This window comes from Pseudomonas spelaei (genome assembly GCF_009724245.1).
Taxonomy (GTDB): Bacteria; Pseudomonadota; Gammaproteobacteria; order Pseudomonadales; family Pseudomonadaceae; genus Aquipseudomonas; species Aquipseudomonas spelaei.
Genome location: NZ_WNNK01000011.1, coordinates 104,750 through 128,700, shown reverse-complemented (window position 1 = coordinate 128,700; position 23,951 = coordinate 104,750). Strand labels below are relative to the sequence as shown.

At 59.9% G+C, this 23,951-nt stretch carries 20 protein-coding genes and 1 pseudogene; 6 read left to right on the top strand and 15 right to left on the bottom strand.

The genetic code is table 11. The features are described 5' to 3' along the window. Window positions 1–3 precede the first annotated feature (3 nt). Window positions 4–166, top strand: a pseudogene (locus GNF76_RS14865) (alpha-hydroxy-acid oxidizing protein); the annotation flags it as partial. Window positions 167–354: 188 nt separating this feature from the next. Here the strand turns inward: GNF76_RS14865 and GNF76_RS14860 are convergent. After that, window positions 355–1,308 (bottom strand): alpha/beta hydrolase, encoded by a 954-nt coding sequence (locus GNF76_RS14860; protein ID WP_155583902.1) that lies wholly within the window; start codon window positions 1,306–1,308, stop codon window positions 355–357. Between the two features lie 98 nt (window positions 1,309–1,406). Further along, a complete protein-coding gene (locus GNF76_RS14855) occupies window positions 1,407–2,570 on the bottom strand; it encodes a GGDEF domain-containing protein (protein WP_155583901.1) in 1,164 nt (387 codons plus the stop codon). Window positions 2,571–2,736: 166 nt separating this feature from the next. On the opposite strand from GNF76_RS14855, the gene GNF76_RS14850 reads away from it, so the two are divergent. Continuing rightward, window positions 2,737–3,327 (top strand): NUDIX domain-containing protein, encoded by a 591-nt coding sequence (locus GNF76_RS14850; RefSeq protein ID WP_155583900.1) that lies wholly within the window; start codon window positions 2,737–2,739, stop codon window positions 3,325–3,327. Between the two features lie 34 nt (window positions 3,328–3,361). Here GNF76_RS14850 and GNF76_RS14845 read toward each other — a convergent pair whose 3' ends face one another. The 4 genes from GNF76_RS14845 to GNF76_RS14830 form a co-directional block, all read right to left on the bottom strand. Next, entirely contained in the window at window positions 3,362–4,171 is an 810-nt protein-coding gene (locus GNF76_RS14845) for a glycosyltransferase (RefSeq protein WP_155583899.1), read from the bottom strand. Between the two features lie 431 nt (window positions 4,172–4,602). Beyond that, window positions 4,603–5,931: an OprD family porin gene (locus GNF76_RS14840; protein ID WP_155583898.1), complete on the bottom strand. Its 1,329-nt coding sequence runs from the start codon at window positions 5,929–5,931 to the stop codon at window positions 4,603–4,605. 196 nt (window positions 5,932–6,127) lie between these two features. Then, window positions 6,128–7,477 carry a glucarate dehydratase gene (gene gudD / locus GNF76_RS14835; protein WP_155583897.1) on the bottom strand — a complete coding sequence of 450 codons (1,350 nt, stop codon included), beginning with the start codon at window positions 7,475–7,477 and terminating at the stop codon, window positions 6,128–6,130. Window positions 7,478–7,487: 10 nt separating this feature from the next. Continuing rightward, window positions 7,488–8,837: an MFS transporter gene (locus GNF76_RS14830; RefSeq protein ID WP_178123343.1), complete on the bottom strand. Its 1,350-nt coding sequence runs from the start codon at window positions 8,835–8,837 to the stop codon at window positions 7,488–7,490. Window positions 8,838–9,110: 273 nt separating this feature from the next. On the opposite strand from GNF76_RS14830, the gene GNF76_RS14825 reads away from it, so the two are divergent. Both GNF76_RS14825 and GNF76_RS14820 read left to right on the top strand, forming a co-directional pair. Beyond that, complete coding sequence (locus tag GNF76_RS14825; RefSeq protein WP_155583896.1) at window positions 9,111–9,821, top strand: FadR/GntR family transcriptional regulator; 711 nt, start codon at window positions 9,111–9,113, stop codon at window positions 9,819–9,821. Between the two features lie 305 nt (window positions 9,822–10,126). Continuing rightward, window positions 10,127–10,714, top strand: a complete 588-nt coding sequence (locus GNF76_RS14820) for a LysE family translocator (RefSeq protein WP_155583895.1) — start codon at window positions 10,127–10,129, stop codon at window positions 10,712–10,714. A 1-nt stretch (window position 10,715) separates the two neighbouring features. Here GNF76_RS14820 and GNF76_RS14815 read toward each other — a convergent pair whose 3' ends face one another. From GNF76_RS14815 to gloB, 8 genes are all read right to left on the bottom strand, one after another. Beyond that, on the bottom strand, window positions 10,716–11,549 hold the full coding sequence (locus GNF76_RS14815) for an AraC family transcriptional regulator (protein ID WP_155583894.1): 834 nt from the start codon (window positions 11,547–11,549) through the stop codon (window positions 10,716–10,718). A gap of 134 nt (window positions 11,550–11,683) precedes the next feature. Then, window positions 11,684–13,291 carry an ABC transporter ATP-binding protein gene (locus GNF76_RS14810; protein WP_155583893.1) on the bottom strand — a complete coding sequence of 536 codons (1,608 nt, stop codon included), beginning with the start codon at window positions 13,289–13,291 and terminating at the stop codon, window positions 11,684–11,686. 1 nt (window position 13,292) lies between these two features. Beyond that, window positions 13,293–14,312 (bottom strand): ABC transporter permease, encoded by a 1,020-nt coding sequence (locus tag GNF76_RS14805; protein WP_155583892.1) that lies wholly within the window; start codon window positions 14,310–14,312, stop codon window positions 13,293–13,295. 1 nt (window position 14,313) lies between these two features. Then, window positions 14,314–15,387, bottom strand: a complete 1,074-nt coding sequence (locus GNF76_RS14800; protein WP_155583891.1) for a microcin C ABC transporter permease YejB — start codon at window positions 15,385–15,387, stop codon at window positions 14,314–14,316. Between the two features lies 1 nt (window position 15,388). After that, complete coding sequence (locus GNF76_RS14795) at window positions 15,389–17,227, bottom strand: extracellular solute-binding protein (protein WP_155583890.1); 1,839 nt, start codon at window positions 17,225–17,227, stop codon at window positions 15,389–15,391. Beyond that, window positions 17,224–19,053 carry an extracellular solute-binding protein gene (locus GNF76_RS14790; RefSeq protein WP_155583889.1) on the bottom strand — a complete coding sequence of 610 codons (1,830 nt, stop codon included), beginning with the start codon at window positions 19,051–19,053 and terminating at the stop codon, window positions 17,224–17,226. The genes GNF76_RS14795 and GNF76_RS14790 overlap by 4 nt, the downstream gene beginning before the upstream one ends. A 246-nt stretch (window positions 19,054–19,299) precedes the next feature. Beyond that, window positions 19,300–20,712 (bottom strand): lytic transglycosylase domain-containing protein, encoded by a 1,413-nt coding sequence (locus GNF76_RS14785; RefSeq protein WP_155583888.1) that lies wholly within the window; start codon window positions 20,710–20,712, stop codon window positions 19,300–19,302. A gap of 98 nt (window positions 20,713–20,810) precedes the next feature. Next, complete coding sequence (gene gloB / locus GNF76_RS14780) at window positions 20,811–21,578, bottom strand: hydroxyacylglutathione hydrolase (protein WP_155583887.1); 768 nt, start codon at window positions 21,576–21,578, stop codon at window positions 20,811–20,813. Between the two features lie 65 nt (window positions 21,579–21,643). Here gloB and GNF76_RS14775 point away from each other — a divergent pair, with 65 nt between their 5' ends. Continuing rightward, on the top strand, window positions 21,644–22,402 hold the full coding sequence (locus GNF76_RS14775) for a class I SAM-dependent methyltransferase (RefSeq protein ID WP_155583886.1): 759 nt from the start codon (window positions 21,644–21,646) through the stop codon (window positions 22,400–22,402). An 85-nt stretch (window positions 22,403–22,487) separates the two neighbouring features. Next, complete coding sequence (gene rnhA / locus GNF76_RS14770; RefSeq protein WP_057436798.1) at window positions 22,488–22,940, top strand: ribonuclease HI; 453 nt, start codon at window positions 22,488–22,490, stop codon at window positions 22,938–22,940. 3 nt (window positions 22,941–22,943) lie between these two features. On the opposite strand, the gene GNF76_RS14765 is transcribed toward rnhA, so the two are convergent. After that, entirely contained in the window at window positions 22,944–23,894 is a 951-nt protein-coding gene (locus GNF76_RS14765) for a glycerophosphodiester phosphodiesterase family protein (protein WP_155583885.1), read from the bottom strand. Between the last annotated feature and the right edge of the window lie 57 nt (window positions 23,895–23,951).

The following is a 23,951-nucleotide window of genomic DNA, read 5'->3' as shown; positions in this document are numbered from 1 at the left end:
CGGGGTCGCCGGTTGCTCTCTGGGCTCGGTTCAGGGAGAGGCGGGCGTCGTCAAGGCGCAGGACATCATTGCCCGGGAGTTGGACGTGTCGATGGCGTTGTGTGGGTATAACGATATTCGCCAGGTCACGCGGGATATTTTGCTGCCGGGGACGTTCCCGGAATAAAAACAGCGTAAAAACGTGAAAAGAGTTGTCCACGAAAACCGTGGGTATCTCTGTGGATAACCCTGCCGGAGCCCGGCAGGGATGGCGATTTAACGTCAGGTTAATATTTGATCAACTTCTGCTGCGAGCCAGTATGGCGTGGGCTTACGCTTGACAGGTATCGGCAACATTGGTGCCGGAATGCGGGTTTATGAGTCGCCGGTCGGGCCTGTGGAAGATGCGCGCGCGGGCCCGGCCACTTGTGCGGGAGTCTTTGACTTCATCAGGTTATCCAGCGCCTGGCGATAACTGCGACCCGCCAGGCTCATGCTGTTGTTGTGGCTGGCACCGGGCACCAGTAACAGGCGCTTGGGTTCCTGGGCGGCCTTGAACAGTGCTTCGCTGAAACGCGGCGGTACATAGCGGTCATCCAGGCCGTGGACCACCAGCAATGGCATGTGGATATCGGCGATTTTGTCGATGGAATCAAACTTCTGCGACAGCAACCAGCGCACCGGCAGGGAGGTGTTGGCGACCGCCGTGGCAGCATCCGCCAGCGAGGTGAAGGTGGACTCGATGACCAACCCTCGCACCGGGGCCGGCATATGGTTGTCGGCCGCCTGCTTACCCAGCTCGGCCGCCAGGTCGACGGCCACTGCGCCACCCAGGGAGTGACCGTAGATCAGGCGTTTGTTCGGATCGGGTTGCAGCACCTTGAAGCGCTCCCAGGCGATGCGGGCGTCTTCGTAGACACTGGTTTCTGATGGCAGATCGCCGTGGCTCTGGCCGAATCCACGGTAGTCGATGGCCAGCACCGAGAAGCCGAGGGCATGCAGTTGCTCAATACGGAACAACTGACCGGTGAGGTTCCAGCGCACGCCATGCAGGTAAAGCACTGCCGGCGCATTTTTCTGCGCAGCCGGCCACCACCAGCCATGAATATTCTGCCCCGACTTGAAGCTGGCGGGCTTGAGTTCGAATTCCTGCACGTCCCGTGGCAGGCCGCTGTACCAACTGGCGGTGCCGGGCTCAATGCGAAATACCAATTCCCGTTCTTTGTGCTGAAGAACCGCGCAGCCAACTGGCAAGCCAATGATCAAGACGGCCATGCACAGCAAGGGAAACCAGCGAAGGCCGAGGCGGGCCAGAAGGCGTGAGGACATGAAGGCTCCAGGGCGCAAGCGAAGCACGGGTTTTAACAGATGCCCCGGTCATGCAGGAAACATTTCGACAGTCGTCATCCTGCATTGCTTGCAAAGTGTTACAGCCGCAGGGCAGGCAACGCGGCCACCTGTACCCGGTTGCGCCCCTGATCCTTGGCGCAATACAGTGCCTGATCGGCGTGGGAGAGCAGGCGTGACAGGTCATCGTTCGCCGCTGTTGTGGTCACGATACCAATGCTCACGCTCAGGAAGCCCGGCGCCAGCAGGTCGAGGCTGTAGAAAGCCAGGCGTATGCGCTCGGCCACCTCAATCGCGCGGGTTTCATCGGTATCGGCCAGCAGGCACGCAAATTCTTCTCCGCCAATACGGGCCAACAGGTCGTGCTTGCCCAGGGCTTCCCGTGCCACCTGACTGAACGCGATCAACGCCTGATCGCCCATGGGATGGCCGAAGTTGTCGTTCAACCGCTTGAAACGGTCCAGGTCGCAGAGCAGAAGGGCAACGGGTTTGTCCGCGCGGGCCCGGACGGCCAACAGTTGAATACCGTAGAGCATGAAGGCCCGACGGTTACCAATCCCTGTCAGCACGTCGCTGAAGGCGGCGGCCTTGAACCTGAGTTCGGCCCGCTCCTTGACCATCGCCAGGGTGACGTAAGCGATGCCGATGGCATACAACATGGACTCGAACAACATGAAGGAGAAAAACGGCACGCCTTCACCGCCCACGGTATGTTCGCTTTCTATCGGCAGGCCCGGATCGATCACCGTGCGCACACCGTAGAAACCCGTGTGCAGGAGGGTCAGCACCAAGGCCGGCAGGTAGGCGACTTCGAGGGTATGGCGGTTGCGCCACAGCTCCAGTGCCGACAGCACGCCATAGCTGGCCGCTAGCAGCGAATACAGCGTGACCCGGGCAGACATCGAACCGTAGAACGCTGGTGCGAGGCACATCACCAGCCACAGGCCAGGCCCTGCGAGGATCCCGGGCAGACTGGGCTTGCGCTGTACAAACACACGCATGGCCGTCCAGTTCATCGCCGCGCTCAGCAGCAACACCACGTTGCCAAGGATCAGTGCGACGAAATCCATGCCCATACCGCGCACCACGATAAGCAGCGTACCCAGAGAGGCGAGCAGCAGCATTACGCCCAGGTAGCCCAGCGCTGGCTCCCGTACGCGAGTCCAGGCGTGAACGGTCAAGAGCCCCATCAGGCAAAAAACAAACACCGAAACCATGAGTAGCGTCGGAATGTGCAGCATCATTTCCTTGACCCCGCAAAACGCACTGTGAAGTTAGACCCGTTACGACAGGACAATGGCGCGCGATTGTAGCCGTATACGCGGGCCGCCGCCTGCCTGCGCTATCGATAACTTGACGTTGGCGGGCCTGGACCGACATGCTCCCCACCCCACGACCAAAGGCCTGCCCATGGACAACAGCCCCGTTCGCATCACTGCTGAAGAAACCCTCTCCGACAACTGGTATGTGCTGAAAAAATACAGCTTCGACCTGCGCCGCCGTGACGGCAGTTGGCAAGCGCAGACCCGTGAGGTCTACGACCGTGGCAATGGCGCGACGATCCTGTTGTATAACCGCGAGCAGCGCACGGTATTGCTGATCCGCCAGTTCCGCATGCCGACTTTCGTCAACGGTTACGAGGGTTATCTGGTCGAGGCCGCTGCGGGCTTGCTGGACAATGCCAGCCCCGAGGAGCGCATTCGCCTGGAGGCCGAGGAAGAGACGGGCTACCGGGTGAGTCATGTCGAGAAGATCTACTCGGCCTTCATGAGTCCCGGCTCGGTGACTGAGCGAATCCACTTTTTTATCGGTGAATACCGGCCGGGTGATCGGGTGGGAGAGGGTGGCGGACTGGAAGAAGAGGGTGAGGACATCGAAGTGCTGGAGCTGGGGTTTGACCAGGCGATTGCACAGGTGGCCGACGGCACGATTGTCGACGGCAAGACCATCATGTTGCTGCAGTATCTGGAGCTGCGCTTGCTCAAGGGCGACTTCCTGTAAGGCCGGTGGCCCGGCCTGCCTGCCCTTGCGTGCTTCAGTGAACCCAGAACGGTTGTTTGGGTAACGAGGTCAGGGCCGTCAGTCGCTTATACATTCTGCTGCGTCGGTGATTACCGGCATAACCGCCCATGGCCGCTACCGTTCCGCTCTGGATATGGTCCAGGTAACGGAAAAGCGTACGCGGGGACAGCACGTCGATCCGGTAGCCCAAGGCGCTCATACGGTCTTGCAGTTCGTAGCCGGGGTTGCGGTCATCCATTTGAAAGCGCAGCCCGTGCTGTTTCATCAGTCGGACATTCCACAGGGTACAAAAGCTCTTCAAGTGGGTTTCCTGGAAGGGCTTTGGCTCCCTGGCGTTCAGACCCATTGCCCGCAGGCTGCGGCGGGTGTAGTGCTTGAGAAAGCGCGAGCCCAGGCGCCACGCGCTTCGGAGCAAGCCACGGTCGAGTTGTTCCAGGCAGCCGACGGCGGCCACCTCTTTAGCGCCCTTGCAGCGTTCGAGCATTCGAGTGAATACGCTGGGGTCGTAGATGAAGGTGTCGGTGTGCAGCAGGAACACGTACTCGGTCTCAACCTGCTCCAGCGCGCAGTCCAGCGCTTTGCCATGGGCCATGCTGCCTGCTTCCGGGCCCACACTCTTGCGTTCGATCAACCGGATACCTTGGCGGGTGCGCAAGAATTCGGTGCTGGCGTCGCCCGAGTCGTTGTCCACCACAAAAATCGGTACACCGCTGTGTTGCAGGCCTTCTTGCAACAGGTCGAGGCACATCCTGGTCAACTCCAGGGATTTGTAATTGACCAGGGCGATACTGAAATTGGCTTGGGGGGAGAGGGCGCGGGTCATGGTGGGTCGAGCCTCGGGCAGGAATGATTGATAAGCGTGCAGGCCTGCTGGTCGGGGCTTTGACCTCAGGCTTGGGCGCATCCTGGCTGAGGGAGGGTGGCGGTTCGTTCTCCGGTAGATAAACTTTCTGACAGGGTTGTTTCAGGCCTGCGTTGTGGCTCGTTTTTAAACCTTACGAGAGCTGTTGATGCGGTTATCCCGTTTTTTCGGAATGGATGGCGGAGGTCGGGATGTGTGTAGGGGGTAGCTGGCGCGTCACATTTGGCCAGGGTTGAAGACCTGGCCGGCGAAGTGAAATCCCAGTGGGAGCTGTCGAGCCCCGGCGAGGCTGCGATGGCGTCGGCACAGCCAACATCGATGCTGTCTGACCCGCCGCTATCGCAGCCTCGCCGGGGCTCGACAGCTCCTACAGTTGATCTTCTCCAGCCAACTCAGAAAATATTCAACGGATACTCAGTAATCAGGCGCGTCTGCACCAAATGCCCCCCGGTGGAAGCATCGCCATCGTGCCAAGCCTCCCGCAGGTGAAAGGTCAGCTTTTTGGCCGGACCGCTCTGAACCACGTATTTCACCTCGGCATCGGTTTCGTGTTCCTGGTCGTTGGCACCATAAACCCCAGCGTAGGCCGAGTTGCCTGCGGTATGCGTACCGTCGATGCCAGAACCACGAATATGCCGGGCCATGAAGCTCAAGCCAGGGGCGCCGAAGGTGCTCATGTCCAGGTCATAACGCATCTGCCAGGACTTTTCTCCCGGGCCGTTAAAGTCGGAGTACTGCACCGAGTCTGCGAGGTTGATCGAGTTGCCGAAGCGTCCGGCGCCAACTCCTGCGTTGGTATCCCCAAAGCCGACATAGTCGAACGGCTCGTCACCATGGATCTTCTGCCCGGCCAGGGTGAAGGTTTGTGCGCCCAGGGTATAGGCAGCCGATAGCGAGGCGGCGGTGGTGTCGATGGTGCCGGCCTTGGCGCTGCCGTCGTCCAGGGTGCGATAGAGGTTGAAATCCAGCGCGACGGATTGGTCAACGCTCAACGGATGAACGAGGTTCAAGTTGACGTAGTACTGGTTCCAGATGTCCTCCAGGTGCGCGCCGTACAGCGATGCGCTGAACTCCTTGCTGAACTGGTACTTGCCACCCGCGAAGCTGGCCGACGGAGAGGCTACACCGGCATAACTGGCGAGAATGTCGCCGCTGCGTGAGGTGGTGGTGTTACCGGTGCCGGAGGTGTAATGACCTGCTTCCAGGTTCAGGCCGGCGATCTCATGGCTGTCGACCTGAAAACCCGTGGCGGTCTGTGGCATCAGGTAATTGTCGGCGGTGGCGAATACCGGCGCTGTGGGCTGCAGGTCGCCTGCCTTGAGCGTGGTATTGGAAATGCGAAACTTGATGTCACCACCGGCCTTTGCGTAGCCGTGATCCGGATTGCCGTTGGCATCGGAGGGAATGTTCGGGCCGCCGGCGCGGTCGGTGCTCCCGTCGATGCGCAATGCCAGGTCGGTAAATGCATCAACGCCGACGCCGATCGTGCCTTGGGTAAAGCCCGAGCTGAAGGTCGCCATCAGCGCCTGGCTCCAGTCTCGGGTGTGGGTGCCGCTGCCGTTCTGGTTCCAGAACATGTTGCGGTTGAGGATATTCAGACTGCTGTCTGCGACAAAGCCCTTGGAGTCGGACTGATCGCTGGCATAGCTCAGGGCCGGCAAGGCAAATGCCAGCGCCACGGCCAAGGTATTGAGCTGAAGTGCCGGGTGGCGTTTTTTCATTATTGTTGCTCCAGTGCACGAAATCGTGTGGGAGCATTAAGGCGATAGCCAGGGCCATCAACAAATGAAACTGGATTAAGTTTTTTATACCTGGGGCACTCCCCAAACGCTCCTGCAGCAAGACTTGAGTGTCGTCAAAGGCCTGGGGCAATGTGGTATTGACCGCCTGCGCCAGGCACTACTTGAGGCCAATGGTTCAACGCACCAGGCACGGTCGTTTGTTATCAAAGGTCCAGCCGGGAATCAGGAACTGCATGGCGACGCTGTCGTTGCGCGCACCCAGGCCCATACCTTTGTACAGTTCGTGGGCGTGGGCCACGGCGTCCATGTCGATGTCTACCCCCAGGCCCGGCTTGGCCGGCACCTGGATATGGCCGTCGACAATCTGCAACGGTGCCTGGGTCAGGCGCTGGCCGTCCTGCCAGATCCAGTGAGTGTCGATGGCGGTGATATCTCCCGGTGCAGCCGCTGCCACCTGGGTGAACATCGCCAGGGAAATATCGAAGTGATTGTTGGAGTGTGAGCCCCAGGTCAGGCCCCACTCGTGGCACATCTGCGCCACGCGTACCGAGCCTTGCATCGTCCAGAAATGCGGGTCGGCCAGGGGAATATCCACTGACTGCAACTGGATCGCATGGCCCATTTCTCGCCAGTCGGTAGCGATCATGTTGGTCGCGGTGGGCAGTCCTGTAGCACGACGGAATTCGGCCATGACTTCCCGTCCCGAATAGCCATTTTCTGCGCCGCAGGGGTCTTCGGCGTAGGCCAGTACATGGTGCTGGTCGCGGCACAGGGCGATGGCTTCTTTCAACGACCAGGCGCCGTTCGGGTCCAGGGTAATCCGGGCGTCGGGGAAACGTTCGGCCAAGGCGGTGACGGCTTCGATTTCCTCACCACCGCGCAGTACGCCGCCCTTGAGCTTGAAATCGTTGAAGCCATAACGAGCCTTCGCCGCTTCCGCCAGGCGCACGATCGCCTCGGGAGTCATGGCGTGTTCGTGACGCAGGCGGAACCAGTCGTCTGCCTCGCCTTCGCTGCGATAAGCCAGGTCGGTTTGCTGGCGATCACCGATGTAGAACAGGTAGCCGAGCATCTTCACCGCGTCCCGCTGTTGTCCTTCACCCAGCAGTGCCGCCACCGGCACTTCGAGGAACTGGCCGAGCAAGTCCAGCAGCGCCGCTTCCATGGCCGTGACGGCGTGGATGGTGATGCGCAGGTCGAACGTCTGCTGGCCGCGCCCGGCACTGTCCCGGGCCGCAAAGGTGCGCCGCATGGCATTGAGAATGCTCTGGTACTGGCCGATGGGTTTGCCGATTACCAGGCTGCGGGCATCTTCCAGTGTTTCGCGGATGCGCTCGCCACCGGGCACCTCGCCAACGCCGATATGCCCGGCGCTGTCCTTGAGAATCACGATATTACGGGTGAAGAACGGGCCATGGGCGCCACTGAGATTGAGCAGCATGCTGTCATGTCCGGCCACTGGAATAACGTCCAGGTGAGTGACGATCGGGGCGTTGCTGGCGTGATGCTGGTGTTCTGTGTTCATGGGGTATTCCTTATTTGCTCACGGCGGTGGCGGGTTGCAACACGCGGGTGGTGGTTGGACTGGGCAGGGTCTTGGCGAAAAACACCAGGATGGCCGCCAGGATTGACGTGCCCGCCAAGCCATACAGGCCGCCCTGGATCGAGCCGGTGGTCTGTTCCAGGAAACCAAAGGTGGTCGGCGCGACAAACCCGCCGAGGTTGCCAATGGAGTTGATCAGCGCGATCACCGCCGCAGCGATCCGCGCATCCAGGTAACCCTGGGGAATTGGCCAGAACAGCGAGGACGCTGACTTGAAGCCGATGGCGGCAAAGCAGATCGCGACAAAGGCAAAGACCGGCCCGCCGGTGGTGGAGAGGAACATACCAGCGGCGGCAATCAGCAGGGCGGTGGCGACCCAGGCTTGCTGGAACTTGAACTTGCCGGCGAGGGCGGCGAAGGCGTACATAGCGATGATCGAAATCAGCCAGGGGATCGAGTTGTAGAAGCCCACCTGAATGTCGCTCAAGTCACCCATTTTCTTGATGATGCTCGGCAGCCAGAACGTCGCCGCGTAGATGGTCAGCTGGATGCAGAAGTACAAGGCGCAGAACAGCATGATCTGGCGGTCCTTGAGCAACTTGCCCAGGGTCGGCTTGACGGTGGTGGCCGCGTCGCGCTCACGCTGTTCGCGGTCGATCTCATTGACCAGCGCATCCTGCTCTTCGCGGCTGAGCCATTTGGCGTCATGGGGTTTTGAGTCCAGCCAGAACCAGACGAAAAAGCACAGCAGCACCGAGGCCATGCCTTCGATGATGTACATCCATTGCCAACCGTGCAGGCCCAGGCCGGTGATTTGCAGCAGCACGCCGGACAGCGGCCCGGAAATCAGCGAGGCGAGGGCGGAACCGCTGAGAAAGATAGCAATGGCCTTGCCGCGCTCGACGCCGGGCAGCCAGCGGGTGAAGTAGTAGATCACGCCAGGGAAAAAGCCGGCTTCGGCCACCCCTAGCAGGAAGCGCAGGATATAGAAGTGGGTTTCGTTCTGGATGAACGCCATCAGGGTGGCGGTGATGCCCCAGGTGAACATGATCCGGGTCAGCCAGATACGCGCGCCGACTTTTTGCAGGAGCATGTTGGACGGCACTTCAAACAAGGCGTAACCGATGAAGAACAGTCCGGCGCCAAAGCCGTAGGCCGCTGCACCAATGCCCAGGTCATGTTCCATGTGGGTGCGGACGAAACCGATGTTGACGCGGTCGATGTAGTTGACGATGAACATGATCACGAAGAGCGGGAGCACATGGCTCTTCACCTTCTTGATGGCGCGGGCCAGGATCGGGTCGAGGGCAGGCGCAGCTGTCGCAGGGCTTGAAGGGGTCACGAGGCAAAACTCCCACTGATTATTGTTGTGCGGGGATGTGTTTGGCTGCCGGAGATGTCTGACAACTTGATAGACATCATACAACCTGATTTTTGAAAGTGGCAATCCCCATTTACTTAGATTTCACTGTTGTTTCTAGGCGTTTGTCCGTAATTGGGTCGTGGGCTTTGATTTGAGATGGTGGATATATTGGTTGGTTGTCATACAAGATTGGCGCTGTCGCAGGCCCATGGGAATGCTAGTATTGCCAGGCACTCTCGACCGGACGTCCCGATGCAAAACGAAAGCGGCACCCCTATTCGCAAGCGTTCCCCGGGCCTGGCCCACGACATCGTCACGGCGCTGACCCAGCGCATCCTCCTGGGGCAGATGGTGCCCGGGGAAAAACTGCCATCCGAGTCGGCCATCGTCGGTGAATACGGCGTCAGTCGCACGGTGGTGCGTGAAGCCATTTCCAAATTGCAGGCGGCGGGGCTGGTGGAAACCCGTCACGGCGTGGGCACCTTTGTGCTGGCGCGGGACGAGCGCCATGGCTTGCACCTGACCCACGACACGGTTGCCAGCGTGCGCGGCATTCTGGAGTTGCGCATGGGGTTGGAAACCCAGGCTGCTGCCCTGGCGGCACTGCGTCGTACGGACGAACAATTGCAGCAGATGCGCCAGGCACTGGACGATTATCAGGACTCGCTGGCCAACAACGACAGCAGCGTCGAGCCCGACGTGCGCTTCCATCGACTGATTGCACAGGCCACTGGCAATACCTATTTCACCGATGTCATCTATCACCTCGGTCACTCGGTGATCCCCCGTACGCGGATCAATGCCCAGGAGCGCGGCGACGCAGACCTGATGAAGCTGGGGCAATTGGCGAACCTGGAACACGAGGCCATCCTCAAGGCCATCCGTCGCAGGGACCCGGATGCGGCCAGGGCGGCGATGCTGCTGCACTTGAGTAACAGCCTGGAGCGGATGACGGGGGAGTGAGGGTAATGCCGGTCAGTTAAGCGAACACAGGGCCTCAAGACAGAGGGGATCAAAGGTGGGAGCTGTCGAGCTTTAGCGAGGCTGCGATGGCGGTGGGTCAGGCAACATCAATGTTTGCAGTACCGACGCCATCGCAGCCTCGCTAAAGCTCGACAGCTCCCACACGGGATTGCCTTCGTTTGTCTGACCTTCATTCCTTAACTGACAGGCATTAGGGGAGTGAGGGGCATTTTCTTCAATACGCGCCCCAGGCATCGCTTTACCGTGTTCCCTACTCCAATCGTCAGAACAAAAAGGGAACCGCAATGAGCTTGATACTCTCCATGGCCGCCTTCGCCCTGGCCACTTCGATTACGCCGGGACCGGTAAATGTGGTGGCCTTGAGTTCGGGGGCGCGCTTTGGTTTTGGTGCCAGTCAGAAGCATGTGGCCGGGGCCGCCCTGGGGTTCACCCTGTTGCTGGTGCTGATTGGCCTGGGGCTGCACGAGGTGCTGATACGCTGGCCGTTGCTGACCCAGTTGATTCAATGGGGCGGCGTGGCGTTCCTGTTGTACATGGCCTACAAGCTGGCAGTCGATGACGGGCGGCTGGAGGCTGAAGGAACGGCGACGGCCCCGTCGATGCTCTACGGTGCGGTCATGCAGTGGCTCAATCCAAAAGCCTGGCTGGCCTGCGTGGCGGGGATGGGATTGTTTGTGGCCGATGGCGACGCGCAACAGGTCTGGCTGTTTGCCGCGATCTACCTGGTCATTTGCTACCTGTCGGTAGCGTGCTGGGCTTACGCCGGGACGTTCCTGCGACGCTACCTGAACAATCCCCAGGGCGTGCGCCTGTTCAATCGGTCGATGGCCGCCTTGTTGGTGGCCAGCGTGGGGTATTTGCTGCTGGCTTGAATCAGCTGCGATATTGCCCTGGCGTAGCGGCGAAGTGTTGTTTGAAGGTGCGCTGGAAGTGCGCTTGATCAGCGAAGCCGGCCGCCAGCGCAACATCGGCGATCAACTGGCCGCTGCGCAGTTGGGTGCGGGCAAACTGGATCCGCCGGTTGACCAGGAATGCATGGGGCGTCATGCCGTAATACAGCTTGAACGCGCGGATCAGGTAGGACGGTGACAGCTCTGCCGCCAGGCAAATATCTTCCAGTTTCAAGGCTTCGGTACAGTGCTCGCGAATGTACTCGGCAGCCCGTTCCAGCTTGTGATTGACCTCCCGGACCACCGTCTGGGCCGGGTTCAGGCGCTGTTGCACCTCCGTGAAGAAGCTCACGATGGCACTCTGTTTTTGCAGGTGTTCGGCCTGCTCGTCCACCAGTAACTGATACAGCTCGATCAAGCCGGCATACAGCACACTGTCCCGGGTGTGGGTGGTGGTGAAGGGGCGAAAGCCCAGGTCGGTACTGAAACCCAGTTGGTGCTGTAGATCAATCAGCCAGGGCGTGTCGATGTACAGCATGTGATAGGACCAGGGCTGGTCGTAGAGGGGATTGCAGGCGTGAACGTCACCGGGGTTCATCAGCACCACCGTGCCGGCGCTGATCTGGAAAGTATCCTGGCCGTGTAGATACAGGCTTTGCCCGGCCGTGATCGCACCAATGGAAAAGTGCTCGTGGGAATGGCGCGTGTAGCAAACCTTGCGGCCATCGGCGATGGTTCGCGCTTCGATGAATGGCAGCGTGTCGTCACGCCAGAAAAGCGGCTCCCGGGACGACTGATCAGTGGGGTTCAGCGACATGCCTGTAGCTCCCTCTCACACAATTTCGAGCTGAGATCATTGCACAGTTATGCGTACTTTGCAGGCCGTAGCAGCTGTCGAGCCCCAGCGAGGCTGCGTAGGCCGCCCGGCCCGCTCAAGACGATATCAGTGGGTCAGGCAGGGCCAGGCACCAAAAACGCCGCCTCCAGCAACTGCCGGGTATAGGCATGCTGAGGATCGGCAAAGATCGCCTTGGCATCCCCTTGCTCTACCACCTGCCCATGCTTGACCACCATCAACTGGTGACTCAATGCCTTGACCACCGCCAGGTCATGGCTGATGAACAGGTACGTCAGGTTGTATTTGGTCTGCAAGTGACGCAGCAGCTCCACCACCTGGCGCTGCACAGTGCGGTCCAGGGCCGAAGTGGGTTCATCCAGCAGAATCAGCCGCGGCTTGAGCACCAGGGCACGGGCGATGGCGATACGTTGGCGCTGTCCACCGGAAAATTCATGGGGGTAGCGATGACGGGTTTGCGGGTCCAGGCCGACTTCCTTGAGGGCGGCAATAATGGCCGCCTCCTGTTCGGCGGCGCTGCCCATCTTGTGGATGCGCAGGCCTTCACCGACGATTTCACTGACGCACATGCGCGGGCTCAAACTGCCGAACGGGTCCTGGAACACCACCTGCATTTCCCGGCGCAGCGGTCGAACCTGCTGCTGACTCAGGCGGTCCAGTTGATGGCCTTCGAAACGGATCCCGCCCTTGCTGCCGATCAGGCGCAGGATGGCCAGCCCCAAGGTGGACTTGCCGGAACCGCTTTCACCGACGATGCCCAGGGTCTGGCCCTGTGGCAGGCTGAAGTTGATGCCGTCCACGGCTTTGACGTAGTCGATGGTGTTGCGCAAAAAGCCTTTCTTGATCGGGAACCAGACCTTCAGGTCATCGACTTCCAGTAACGGCGGTCCAACCTCATTGGTGGCCGGCAAGCCGCTGGGCTCGGCGGCCAGCAGCTCCTGGGTGTAAGGATGCTGCGGCGACTGGAACAGCGTTTCGCAATCGGCCTGTTCGACAATGCAACCGCGTTGCATCACGCACACCCGGTGGGCAATGCGCCGCACCAGGTTCAAGTCGTGGCTGATCAACAGCAGCGCCATGCCCAGGCGGGCCTGCAACTCTTTGAGCAGTTCGAGGATTTTCAGTTGCACGGTCACGTCGAGGGCGGTGGTCGGCTCGTCGGCGATCAACAGTTCCGGCTCATTGGCCAGGGCCATGGCGATCATCACCCGTTGGCGTTGGCCGCCAGACAGCTCGTGGGGCAGGGCTTTCAAACGTTTGTGAGGCTCGGGAATGCCCACCAGTTCCAGCAGTTCCAGAGTGCGTTGGGTGGCGACTTTACCCGTCAGCCCTTTGTGCAAACCGAGCACTTCGTTGATCTGCTTCTCGATGGAGTGCAGCGGGTTCAACGAGGTCATCGGCTCCTGGAAGATCATCGCAATGCGGTTGCCGCGAATATGCCTGATGGTTTTTTCTTTCAGGGTCAGCAGGTCGTGGTTGGCGTACTGGATCGTCCCCGAAGGATGACGCGCCAGCGGGTAGGGCAGCAGGCGCAGGATCGAGTGAGCCGTCACGGACTTGCCGGAACCACTTTCGCCCACCAGCGCGAGGGTTTCGCCGCGCTTGATATCGAAGCTGACGTTCTCCACCACACGCTGGTGGCTGGTGCCTACGACGAACTCGACGCAGAGGTCGCGGACTTCGATCAGATTGTCCTGATTCATCTCATTTCCTCGGGTCGAAGGCATCGCGAGCAGACTCGCCGATAAACACCAGCAAACTCAGCATGATTGCCAATACGGCAAAGGCACTCATGCCCAGCCACGGCGCTTGCAGGTTGGATTTGCCCTGGGCCACCAGTTCACCCAGGGACGGCGAGCCGGCGGGCAGGCCAAAGCCGAGGAAATCCAGGGCGGTCAGGGTACCGATGGCGCCGGTCAGAATGAATGGCATGAAGGTCATGGTCGAGACCATCGCATTGGGCAGAATGTGGCGGAACATGATCGCGCCATTCTGCATGCCCAAGGCGCGGGCTGCCCGTACATATTCCAGGTTACGCCCACGCAGGAACTCGGCGCGCACCACATCCACCAGGCTCATCCAGGAAAACAGCAGCATGATCCCCAGCAGCCACCAGAAGTTGGGTTGCACGAAACTGGCGAGGATGATCAACAAGTACAGCACCGGCAAGCCGGACCAGATCTCCAGGAAGCGCTGCCCGGCCAGATCTACCCAACCGCCATAGAAGCCCTGCAGGGCGCCGGCGATCACGCCGATGATCGAGCTGAGCACCGTCAGGGTCAGGGCAAACAATACCGAGACCCGAAAGCCATAGATCACCCGCGCCAGCACGTCACGGCCCTGGTCGTCGGTGCCCAGCAGGTTGTCGGCGGAGGGCGGGGCAGGGGCCGGGACTTTCAGGTCGTAGTTGATGCTCTGGTAGCTGAAGGGGATTGGTGCCCAGAGGGTCCAGGCATCCTTGGCCTTGAGCAATTCGCGGATATACGGGCTCTTGTAGTTGGCTTCCAGAGGGAATTCGCCGCCAAAGGTGGTTTCCGGGTAGCGCTTGAGAGCCGGGAAATACCAACTGCCGTCGTAATGCACGGCCAGCGGTTTGTCGTTGGCGATCAGCTCGGCGCCGAGGCTCAGGCCGAACAGGATCAAAAACAGCCACAGCGACCACCAGCCACGCTTGTTGGCCTTGAAGCGTTCGAAGCGTCGGCGATTGAGGGGGGATAGATTCATCTCAATGCTCCCGGCTGGCGAAGTCGATGCGCGGATCGACCAGGGTATAGGTGAGGTCGCCGATCAGTTTCACGACCAGACCCAGCAGGGTGAAAATAAACAGCGTGCCGAACACCACCGGATAGTCACGGTTGATCGCCGCTTCAAAGCTCATCAGGCCCAGGCCGTCGAGGGAGAAGATCACCTCCACCAGCAACGAACCGGTGAAAAAAATGCCGATGAATGCCGAGGGGAAGCCGGCAATCACCAGCAGCATGGCATTGCGGAACACGTGGCCATAGAGCACACGGTGGTTGGTCAGGCCCTTGGCCTTGGCGGTGACCACGTACTGCTTGTTGATCTCGTCGAGGAAGCTGTTTTTGGTCAGCAGTGTCATGGTCGCGAAGTTGCCGATCACCAGGGCGGTAACGGGCAGGGCCAGGTGCCAGAAATAGTCGAGGATCTTGCCGCCCCAGCTCAACTCATCAAAGTTGTTGGAGGTTAATCCACGTAAGGGAAACCAGTCGAAATAACTGCCGCCGGCAAACACCACGATCAGCAAGATGGCAAACAGGAACGCCGGAATGGCATAGCCGACGATGATTGCCGAACTGGTCCAGACGTCGAAGTGGCTGCCATGGCGGGTGGCCTTGGCGATCCCCAGCGGAATCGACACCAGGTACATGATCAGGGTGCTCCACAATCCGAGGGAGATGGACACCGGCATCTTTTCCTTGATCAGGTCGATGACCTTGGCATCGCGAAAGAAGCTGTCGCCAAAGTCCAGCCGGGCGTAGTTCTTGACCATGATCCACAAGCGTTCCGGCGCCGACTTGTCGAAGCCGTACATCTTTTCGATTTCCTTGATCAGCGCCGGGTCCAGGCCTTGGGCGCCGCGGTAGCTGGAACCGGCCACCGAGACTTCGGCGCCGCCGCCGGCAATACGGCTGGTGGCGCCTTCAAAGCCTTCGAGTTTGGCGATCATCTGTTCCACCGGGCCACCGGGGGCGGCCTGGATGATCACGAAGTTGATCAGCAAGATGCCGAACAGGGTCGGAATAATCAGCAGCAGTCGACGAAAAATATAGGCCAGCATCTCAATCGCCCCCGCTCGCCGGATCGGCGCTTGCATCAGAGTCTAGAGGCACGGCCGGCTTGGCGTCGGGTTTGCTCCACCAGGTGGCGGTGCCGACGTCGTACAGAGGCGAGACCTTTGGATGACCCAGATGATCCCAATAGGCCACGCGGTAGGTCTTGATGTGCCAGTTGGGGATCACGTAGTAGCCGAACTGCAGTACGCGGTCCAGTGCCTTGGCATGGGCGATCAGGCTTTTGCGAGAGTCGGCGTCGATCAGCTCTTCCACCAACTGGTCGATGGCCGGGTCTTTCAATCCGATGTAGTTACGGCTGCCCGGCTTGTCTGCGCTGGAGGATTTCCAGAACTCACGCTGCTCGTTACCCGGCGATGAAGATTGCGGGAAACTGCCCACCACCATGTCGAAATCCCGCGAGCGGATGCGGTTGATGTACTGCGAGACGTCGACCCGGCGAATTACCAGGTCGATGCCCAGGTCCGCAAGGTTGCGTTTGAACGGCAACAGGATACGCTCGAACTCGGTCTGGGCCAGCAGGAACTCAATGGTCACCGGTTTGCCGGTGGCATCGACCATCTTGTCGTCGACGATGCGCCAGCCGGCCTCTTGCAGCAGTTGGTAGGCTTCGCGTTGCTGGGTGCGAATCATCCCGCTGCCGTCGGTCTTGGCGGGTTCGAAGGCTTCGGTAAACACCTGGGGCGGGATCTTGTCACGCAGTGGCTCGAGAATCGCCCGTTCATCCGGGCCGGGCAGGCCGGTGGCGGCCATGTCGGAGTTTTCGAAATAGCTGCGGCTGCGGGTGTAGGCACCATTGAACAGTTGCTTGTTGCTCCACTCAAAGTCCAATAACAGGCTGATGGCCTTGCGCACCCGTACATCCTGGAACATAGGCTTGCGAATATTGAAGACGAAGCCCTGCATCCCGGTGGGGTTGCCGTTGGGAATCTCTTCCTTGATCAGGCGCCCCTGGGCCACGGCGGGAATGTTGTAGGCGTTGGCCCAGTTCTTCGCGCTGATCTCCAGCCAGTAATCAAACTGTCCGGCCTTGAGGGCCTCCAGGGCGACGGTGTTGTCGCGGTAATAGTCGGTCACGCGGTAATCGAAGTTATAGAAGCCCTGGTTGATCGGCAGGTCCTTGCCCCAGTAATCCTTGACCCGTTCATAACGAACCGAGCGGCCGGCCTTGACCTCGGCCACCTTGTACGGGCCGCTGCCCAATGGAATCTCCAGGTTGCCCTTGCTGAAATCGCGGGTGGCCCACCAATGTTTGGGCAGTACCGGCAGTTGACCGAGGATCAGCGGTAGCTCGCGGTTATTGGTGCGCTTGAACTTGAACAGCACTCGCAGAGGGTCTTCGGCCACCACTTCATCGACGTCGGCATAGTAGGTGCGGTAGATCGGTGAGCCCTGCTTGATCAGGGTCTCGAAGCTGAACACCACGTCCTCGGCGCGCATGGGGTGGCCGTCGTGGAAGCGGGCTTCAGGGCGCAGGTAGAAGCGCACCCAGCTGTTGTCGGGGGCTTTTTCGATCTTGCCCGCCACCAGGCCGTATTCCGTGATGGGTTCATCCAGGCTTTGCTGGGCCAGGGTGTCGTAGATCAGGGTGATATTGTCGGCCGGCACGCCCTTGCTGATGAACGGGTTGAGGCTGTCGAAACCGGCCATGCTGGACTCGCGAAACGTCCCACCCTTGGGTGCGTCGGGGTTTACATAGTCCACGTGCTTGAAGTCGGCGGGGTATTTGGGCGGTTCGTTGTAGAGGGTCAGGGCATGTTGCGGGGCGGCATTGGCCACCGCGCAAAACAACAGGCCGCCAAGAATCGCAGTACGCAAAGGCATCATTGGGCTTTCTCCGAAGCTTTCAGCCACCATGCGCTCAGGCCCAGGCTGTAGGGCGGCGTGGTGACGAAGGCGAACCGGTTGCGGTACGCCAGGCGATGATAGTTGAGGTACCAGTTGGGAATGCTGTAGTGCTGCCACAGCAGGACCCGGTCCAGGGCCCGGCCGGCGGCCAATTGTTCTTCTCGGGTTTGCGCCGCCAGCAGCTGTTCCAGCAGGTGGTCGACCACCGGGCTGGCAATGCCCGCGTAATTCTTGCTGCCTTTGATCCCGGCCTGGCTGGAGTGGAAGTACTGCCACTGTTCAAGGCCTGGGCTCAGGGTCTGGTTGAGGGTCATCAGAATCATGTCGAAGTCGAATTGATCGAGGCGCTGTTTGTACTGTGCCCGGTCGACCGTGCGCAAGCGGGCGTCGACGCCGATGCTCGCCAGATTCTCTACATAAGGTTGCAGGATCCGCTCCAGGTTCGGATTGACCAGCAGGATCTCCAGGCGTAACGGCTGCCCGTCGCTGTTGAGCAGGCGCTGCCCAGACAGCTTCCAGCCGGATTCGGCCAGCAAGGCCAGGGCGCGACGCATCGTGTCCCGAGGAATGCCACGACCATCGGTCTGGGGCAAAGTGAACGCCTGGGTGAACAGATCGGCCGGTAACTGATCGCGGTAAGGCGAGAGCATCAGCCATTCATGGCCTACCGGCACCCCGGTGGCGGAGAATTCACTGTTGGGGTAGTAGCTCAGGGCGCGTTTATAGGCGCCGCTGAACAGTGTGCGGTTGGTCCACTCGAAATCGAACATCAGCCCCAAGGCTTCGCGGACTTTCGTCTGGCTGAAGGCCGGGCGCCGGCTGTTCATGAACAGGCCCTGGCTCTGGGTTGGAATCTGGTGGGCGATCTGCGCCTTTATCACCTCGCCGCGATTGACCGCCGGGAAGTTGTAGCCGTTAGCCCAGTTCTTTGCCTGGTGCTCGATATAGATATCGAATTCACCGGCCTTGAAGGCTTCGAAGGCCACGTCGCTGTCGCGGTAGAACTCCACTTCGACCTTGTCATAGTTATAGAGCCCCCGGTTGACCGCCAGGTTCTTGCCCCAATAGTCCTTGACCCGTTCAAACACCAGTTGCCGGCCAGGCGTCACCTTGCTGATGCGATAAGGCCCACTGCCAAGCGGCGGTTCGAAGGTGGTGGCCTTGAAATCGCGGTCTTTCCAGTAGTGCTGGGGCAGTACCGGTAACTCCCCAAGGCGCAGGATCAGTAGCGGATTGCCGGCCCGCTTGAATACAAAACGGATGCGGTGGGAGTTAAGCACGTCAACCCGTGCGACTTCTTGCAGGTTGGTACGGTATTGCGGGTGGCCTTCAGTCAGCAACGTGCGGTAGGAAAATGCTACGTCGTCGGCGGTAATGGGCTTGCCGTCGTGGAAGCGTGCCTCCGGGCGCAGATTGAACACCACCCAGCTACGGTCTTCGCTGTACTCCACCGACTGTGCAATCAAGCCATAACTGGAAGTGGGCTCATCGCCGGAAGGGGCGTACTGGCCGGTGCCGACCATCAGCGGCTCATTGAGCTCGTTGACCCCGTATTGCAGGAAGTTGGCGGTGGAAACCGGGCTTGAACCCTTGAAGGTATAAGGGTTGAGGGTATCGAAGGTGCCAAACGCCATGACCCGCAAGGTGCCAGCTTTGGGCGCGGCGGGGTTTACCCAATCGAAGTGGGTGAATTTGGCCGGGTACTTGAGCGTGCCGAACTGCGTATAACCGTGGCTCTCGGTGATGGTCGCGTTCGTGGAAAAGCTCAAGGCCAGACTTATTAGTAGAAGGAGGGGACGCTTCAAGTCAGAGATCCGATCCAGGCGGCTTGGGCTTTATGATCGGTACAGTAACAGCTTGTTCCGAATGGAAAAAGCATGTCGCCGTGGAAGGGATCCTATAGGTTTATCCGGTATAGAGGGGCATGGTGATCAAATGTGGGAGCTGGCTTGCCTGCGATGCAGACGACTCGGTACTTCTGCAAGACCGAGGCGATGCAATCGCAGGCAAGCCAGCTCCCACACAAGACAGCCCTTGGTGTTTTTAAGGCCTTACCGAGGCCCGGAAACCACCAGCATCTGCCCTGGCTTCAACGCCTGGCCAGTACGCGGGTTCCAACGTTTGAGATGTTGCATCTCGACGTTGAAGCGCTTGGCGACGATATACAGCGAGTCACCCTTCTTGACCTTGTACTGCACTGGCTTCTTGCTACCAGCCTTGGCCACCAGCTTGCGGGTGTCCTGCATTACCAGGGTCTGGCCAACCTTGAGGGACTGGCCGTTGAGCTTGTTCCAGCGTTGCAGGTCGTGCACTTCGACCTTGTTGGCCTTGGCGATCATCGTCAGGTTGTCACCGCTCCTGACCTTGTAGCTGCGCGAACGTCCAGCCACGGACTTGTGTTCAACTTCGTCGAACACCGCCTTTTTCGGGCGCATGCTGAGAAGTTCTTCAGGGTTCATCGCCGAGAGGCTGCTGGCCAGCAATTGCGCCTTGGAGGTCGGTACCAGTAAATGTTGCGGGCCGTCCAGGGTGGTGCGTTGCTTGAGGGCCGGATTGAGCTGGAACAACTCGTCTTCATCGATCTCTGCCAGCGCGGCGACCCGTGACAGGTCCATGCTTTGCTTGACCTCGACCACTTCGAAGTACGGCGTGTTGGCAATCGGGTTCAGGTTGACGCCATAGGCCTCGGGCGCCAGCACCACCTGGGACAGCGCCAGGAACTTGGGCACGTAGTCTTTGGTTTCCTGGGGCAGTGGCAGGTTCCAGTAGTCGGTTGGAAGGCCGAGCTTCTCGTTACGCTCGATGGCACGGCTGACCGTGCCTTCACCCGCGTTATAAGCCGCCAGGGCCAGCAACCAGTCGCCGTTGAACATGTCATGCAGACGTGTCAGATAGTCCAGGGCGGCGGTAGTGGAGGCGGTGATGTCGCGGCGGCCGTCATAGGCGCGGGTCTGGCGCAAGTTGAAGTAGCGCCCGGTGGAAGGAATGAACTGCCACAAACCGACCGCATCGCTGCGCGAATAGGCCATTGGGTTGTAGGCACTTTCAATCACTGGCAGCAGCGCCAGTTCCAGGGGCATGTTGCGCTCTTCAAGGCGCTCGACGATGTAATGAATGTAGAGGCTGCCGCGTTCGCCGGCATTCTCCAGGAAGGACGGGTTGCTGGCGAACCACAAGCGCTGTTGCTCGATGCGCGGGTTGACGCCCAGCCCGTCCTGCAATTGGAAACCCTGGCGCATACGTTCCCAGACATCCTGGGGCACCTGAGGGCTTGGCTTCTCTGATAGCCAAAGAGGTTTTTGCTTGATCTTGGCAGCAAGATTCGGTTTGGGTTGCACGGTGGATTGTGCAGCGAAATTAGTCGTTTGGCAGCCCGCCAGAGTAGCGGAAACAGCCACCGCTATGGCTTGAGCCAAGCGGGTCAATGCGTCTGAATGGTTGGATTTACGAATAGATGACGACATTGGCTGGAAGTAAGTTCCGGGCAAAAATGTCGGGCGATTCTAGAAAGCGCTTTGGTTCCGGTCAACCATTCAGAAATTGCGTATCAAAATCCTGCTTCTTAGAACGTATCTTTCCAAGACCGTAAGCTAGCAAACACCTCACTCCCGGACCGGTTATCACGGCCATTCCGTTCGTCCGCTTTTTCTTTAACGGATGTTTCAGCCGTACGCAGGAAAGGATTGGTGAGTTTTTCCAGGGCCAGGGTCGAAGGCAGGGTCATCTTGCCGTTGGCCCGCAGTTGGCGGACTTTTTCCACGCGCTCGGCGATGTCCGCGTTAGTCGGTTCCACGGCCTGGGCAAATCTCAGGTTACTTTGTGTGTACTCGTGGGTGCAGTAAACCAGCGTGTCGTCAGGCAATGCGGCCAGACGTTCCAGAGACGTGTGCATCTGCTCGGGCGTGCCTTCGAACAGGCGTCCGCAGCCGGCGGCGAATAATGTGTCACCGCAGAACAGCAAGCCATGATGATAAAAGGCTATGTGGCCCAAGGTATGGCCGGGCACGGCAAGGACGTCGAAGTCCCAGCCCAGCACGGTGATGCGGTCGTTATCGCGCAGGGCGACATCCCGGGCCGGGATCTTTTCGTTCGCCGGGCCGTATACCGTCGCGCCGCAAACACTTTTCAGTTGCTCCACGCCACCGACATGATCATGGTGGTGGTGTGTGATCAGGATGTCACTGAGTGCCCACTCGGGGTGTTGCTTGAGCCATGCCAGGACAGGCGCGGCATCCCCAGGATCGACCACTGCACAGCGATGGCTGCGATGATCCTGTAACAACCAGATGTAGTTATCGGTGAAGGCGGGCAGGGCACTGATCTGTATCATTCTTCGATTCGCCAAGCTGAACACATTGGTGCATCTTAGAACGTCTTGGCGAGTTGGAGAATGCAATGACTGATAAAGCGTTCGCCCAGGCCGATCCCGAGTGGCTGGCCTTGATCAGCGCGGCCCGTGAATGGCTGTCCGGACCCATCGGGCAATTCCTGCTGGATGAGGAGCGGCGCATGCTCGAAGACGAGCTGGGCCGGTTCTTTGGTGGTTACCTGGTGCATTACGGGCCTTCGGCACAAACCCCGCCGGCGGCACCTCAGGTCCAGCGCAATGTGCGACTGGGCGCGCCGTTGCCGGGCGTGGAGATTGTCTGTGAGGAGCAGGCCTGGCCATTGAGTGAACACGCAGCCGATGTAGTGGTGTTGCAGCACGGCCTGGATTTTTGCCTCTCGCCCCACGGCTTATTGCGTGAAGCCGCCAGCAGTGTGCGTCCGGGTGGGCATTTGCTGATCGTCGGTATTAACCCTTGGAGCAGTTGGGGCCTGCGCCATTTCTTCGCCCATGACGGGTTGCGCCAGGCGCGGTGTATCTCGCCATCGAGGGTGGGTGACTGGTTGAACCTGCTGGGCTTTGCGCTGGAGAAACGCCGCTTCGGGTGCTATCGTCCGCCGCTTGCGTCTGCCAAATGGCAAGGGCGCCTGTCTGGCTGGGAACGCAAGGCTGGCGGCTGGCAGTTGTCCGGCGGTGGTTTCTATCTGCTGGTGGCGCGCAAGATCGTGGTCGGGTTGCGACCCGTGCGCCAGGTGCGGCGTGAACCAATGGGCAAGCTGGTACCGATGCCGATGGCCAAGGTCAATCGCCGGCACAGCGAACAGTAAAACTCTCTTTTTGGTGTCAGGCCGGGTTGCTCGGCCTCGGGGCCTGTCGATCATTTATCGGCAGCCTTTTCTAATGGATATTGCAATGACCGATAGCGTAGAACTCTTCACCGATGGCGCCTGCAAGGGCAACCCTGGCCCCGGCGGTTGGGGCGCCTTGCTGGTGTGCAAGGGCGTGGAGAAGGAACTGTGGGGCGGCGAGCCCAATACCACCAACAATCGCATGGAGCTGATGGGCGCCATTCGTGGTCTCGAAGAGCTCAAGCGCCGTTGTGACGTGTTGCTGGTGACCGACTCGCAGTACGTCATGAAAGGCATCAATGAGTGGATGGTCAACTGGAAGAAGCGTGGTTGGAAGACTGCGGCGAAGGAGCCGGTGAAGAATGCCGATCTGTGGCAGTTGCTCGACGAGCAGTGCAATCGCCATAACATCACCTGGAAGTGGGTGCGCGGGCACATCGGCCATCCCGGCAACGAACGGGCTGACCAGTTGGCCAACCGTGGGGTGGATGACGTGCGCGGTTACAAGCAGAGCTGACGGTCAGTTACACCGCAGCGGCCGTTCGAGCCGCTGCTTCACATCCCGCATCGTGCGCGGCGAGTCAACCAGTACCGCATCGACCTTCAAGCAAGCGGCAGCCCGATAATCGTCTTCGCTGTTGATCCCGATCGCCAAAATGTTCAATTTGCCATTGGATTGGAAGCAGTTGATGGCCTGGGGTGTCCACAGTTTGGCATTCACCGGTGAACGGGCTTCACCCAGGGTGAAGGTTTCCACCAGTTCAACCTTACGCTGGTATTCAAACGCCACCCAGCTACCGGCTTGCGGTGCCGGATTGCAGCTGTGCGCCAGGGCGACGTTTGCCAAACGGTCACGCGTCCCGTCCCGGGACTCGAACAGTCGGGCCTGAGGGTATTGAGCGAACGCCTGCTGGTAGCTGGCATCGGTGGAGTAGATCAGCACTCGGCTCCAGGCGTGGTTTTGCTCCAGTATCCGGGCGACAGCCTTGGCCTGCGGGGCGGCCGGCAGGGCTTTCATGTCGAGGATAATGGGAATTGTGGCAGGAATGACGGTCAGTGCCTGTTGCAATGAGGGCAGCGATACGGCCTGGGTGCGGTAGGGATACGTCACCTGGCCATCGGCTGCTGTTTGCTTGAACTGCCAGCCCGCGTTGAGTTGCTGCAACTGGGCCCAGGTTTTCCCGGCTACCGCGCCCGAGCCCTGGGTGTTGGCACTCAGGTCAGTCGGCCGATACAACACGGGGACATCGTCACTGCTCAGTTGTACAGTGAGCCAGAGCATGTCGACGTTATTGCGCAAGGCATTGTCGATCGCCAGCAACGTGTTCTCCGGAAAGTCTGCCGTGCCACCTCGGTGTGCCACGATCAGCGGCAGGTGCTCGCCCGAGGTGTTGGAGGCTGGCAGGGATGCGCACCCGCTCAGGAGGAGGCTGGTGATCAGCAGTGTGCTGGCATATCGAGTTTCAATCATTGGGGTTCGCGTTCTCTGGGGTATGCCCGGCATACTGTCCGGGCAGGGAAAATGGCG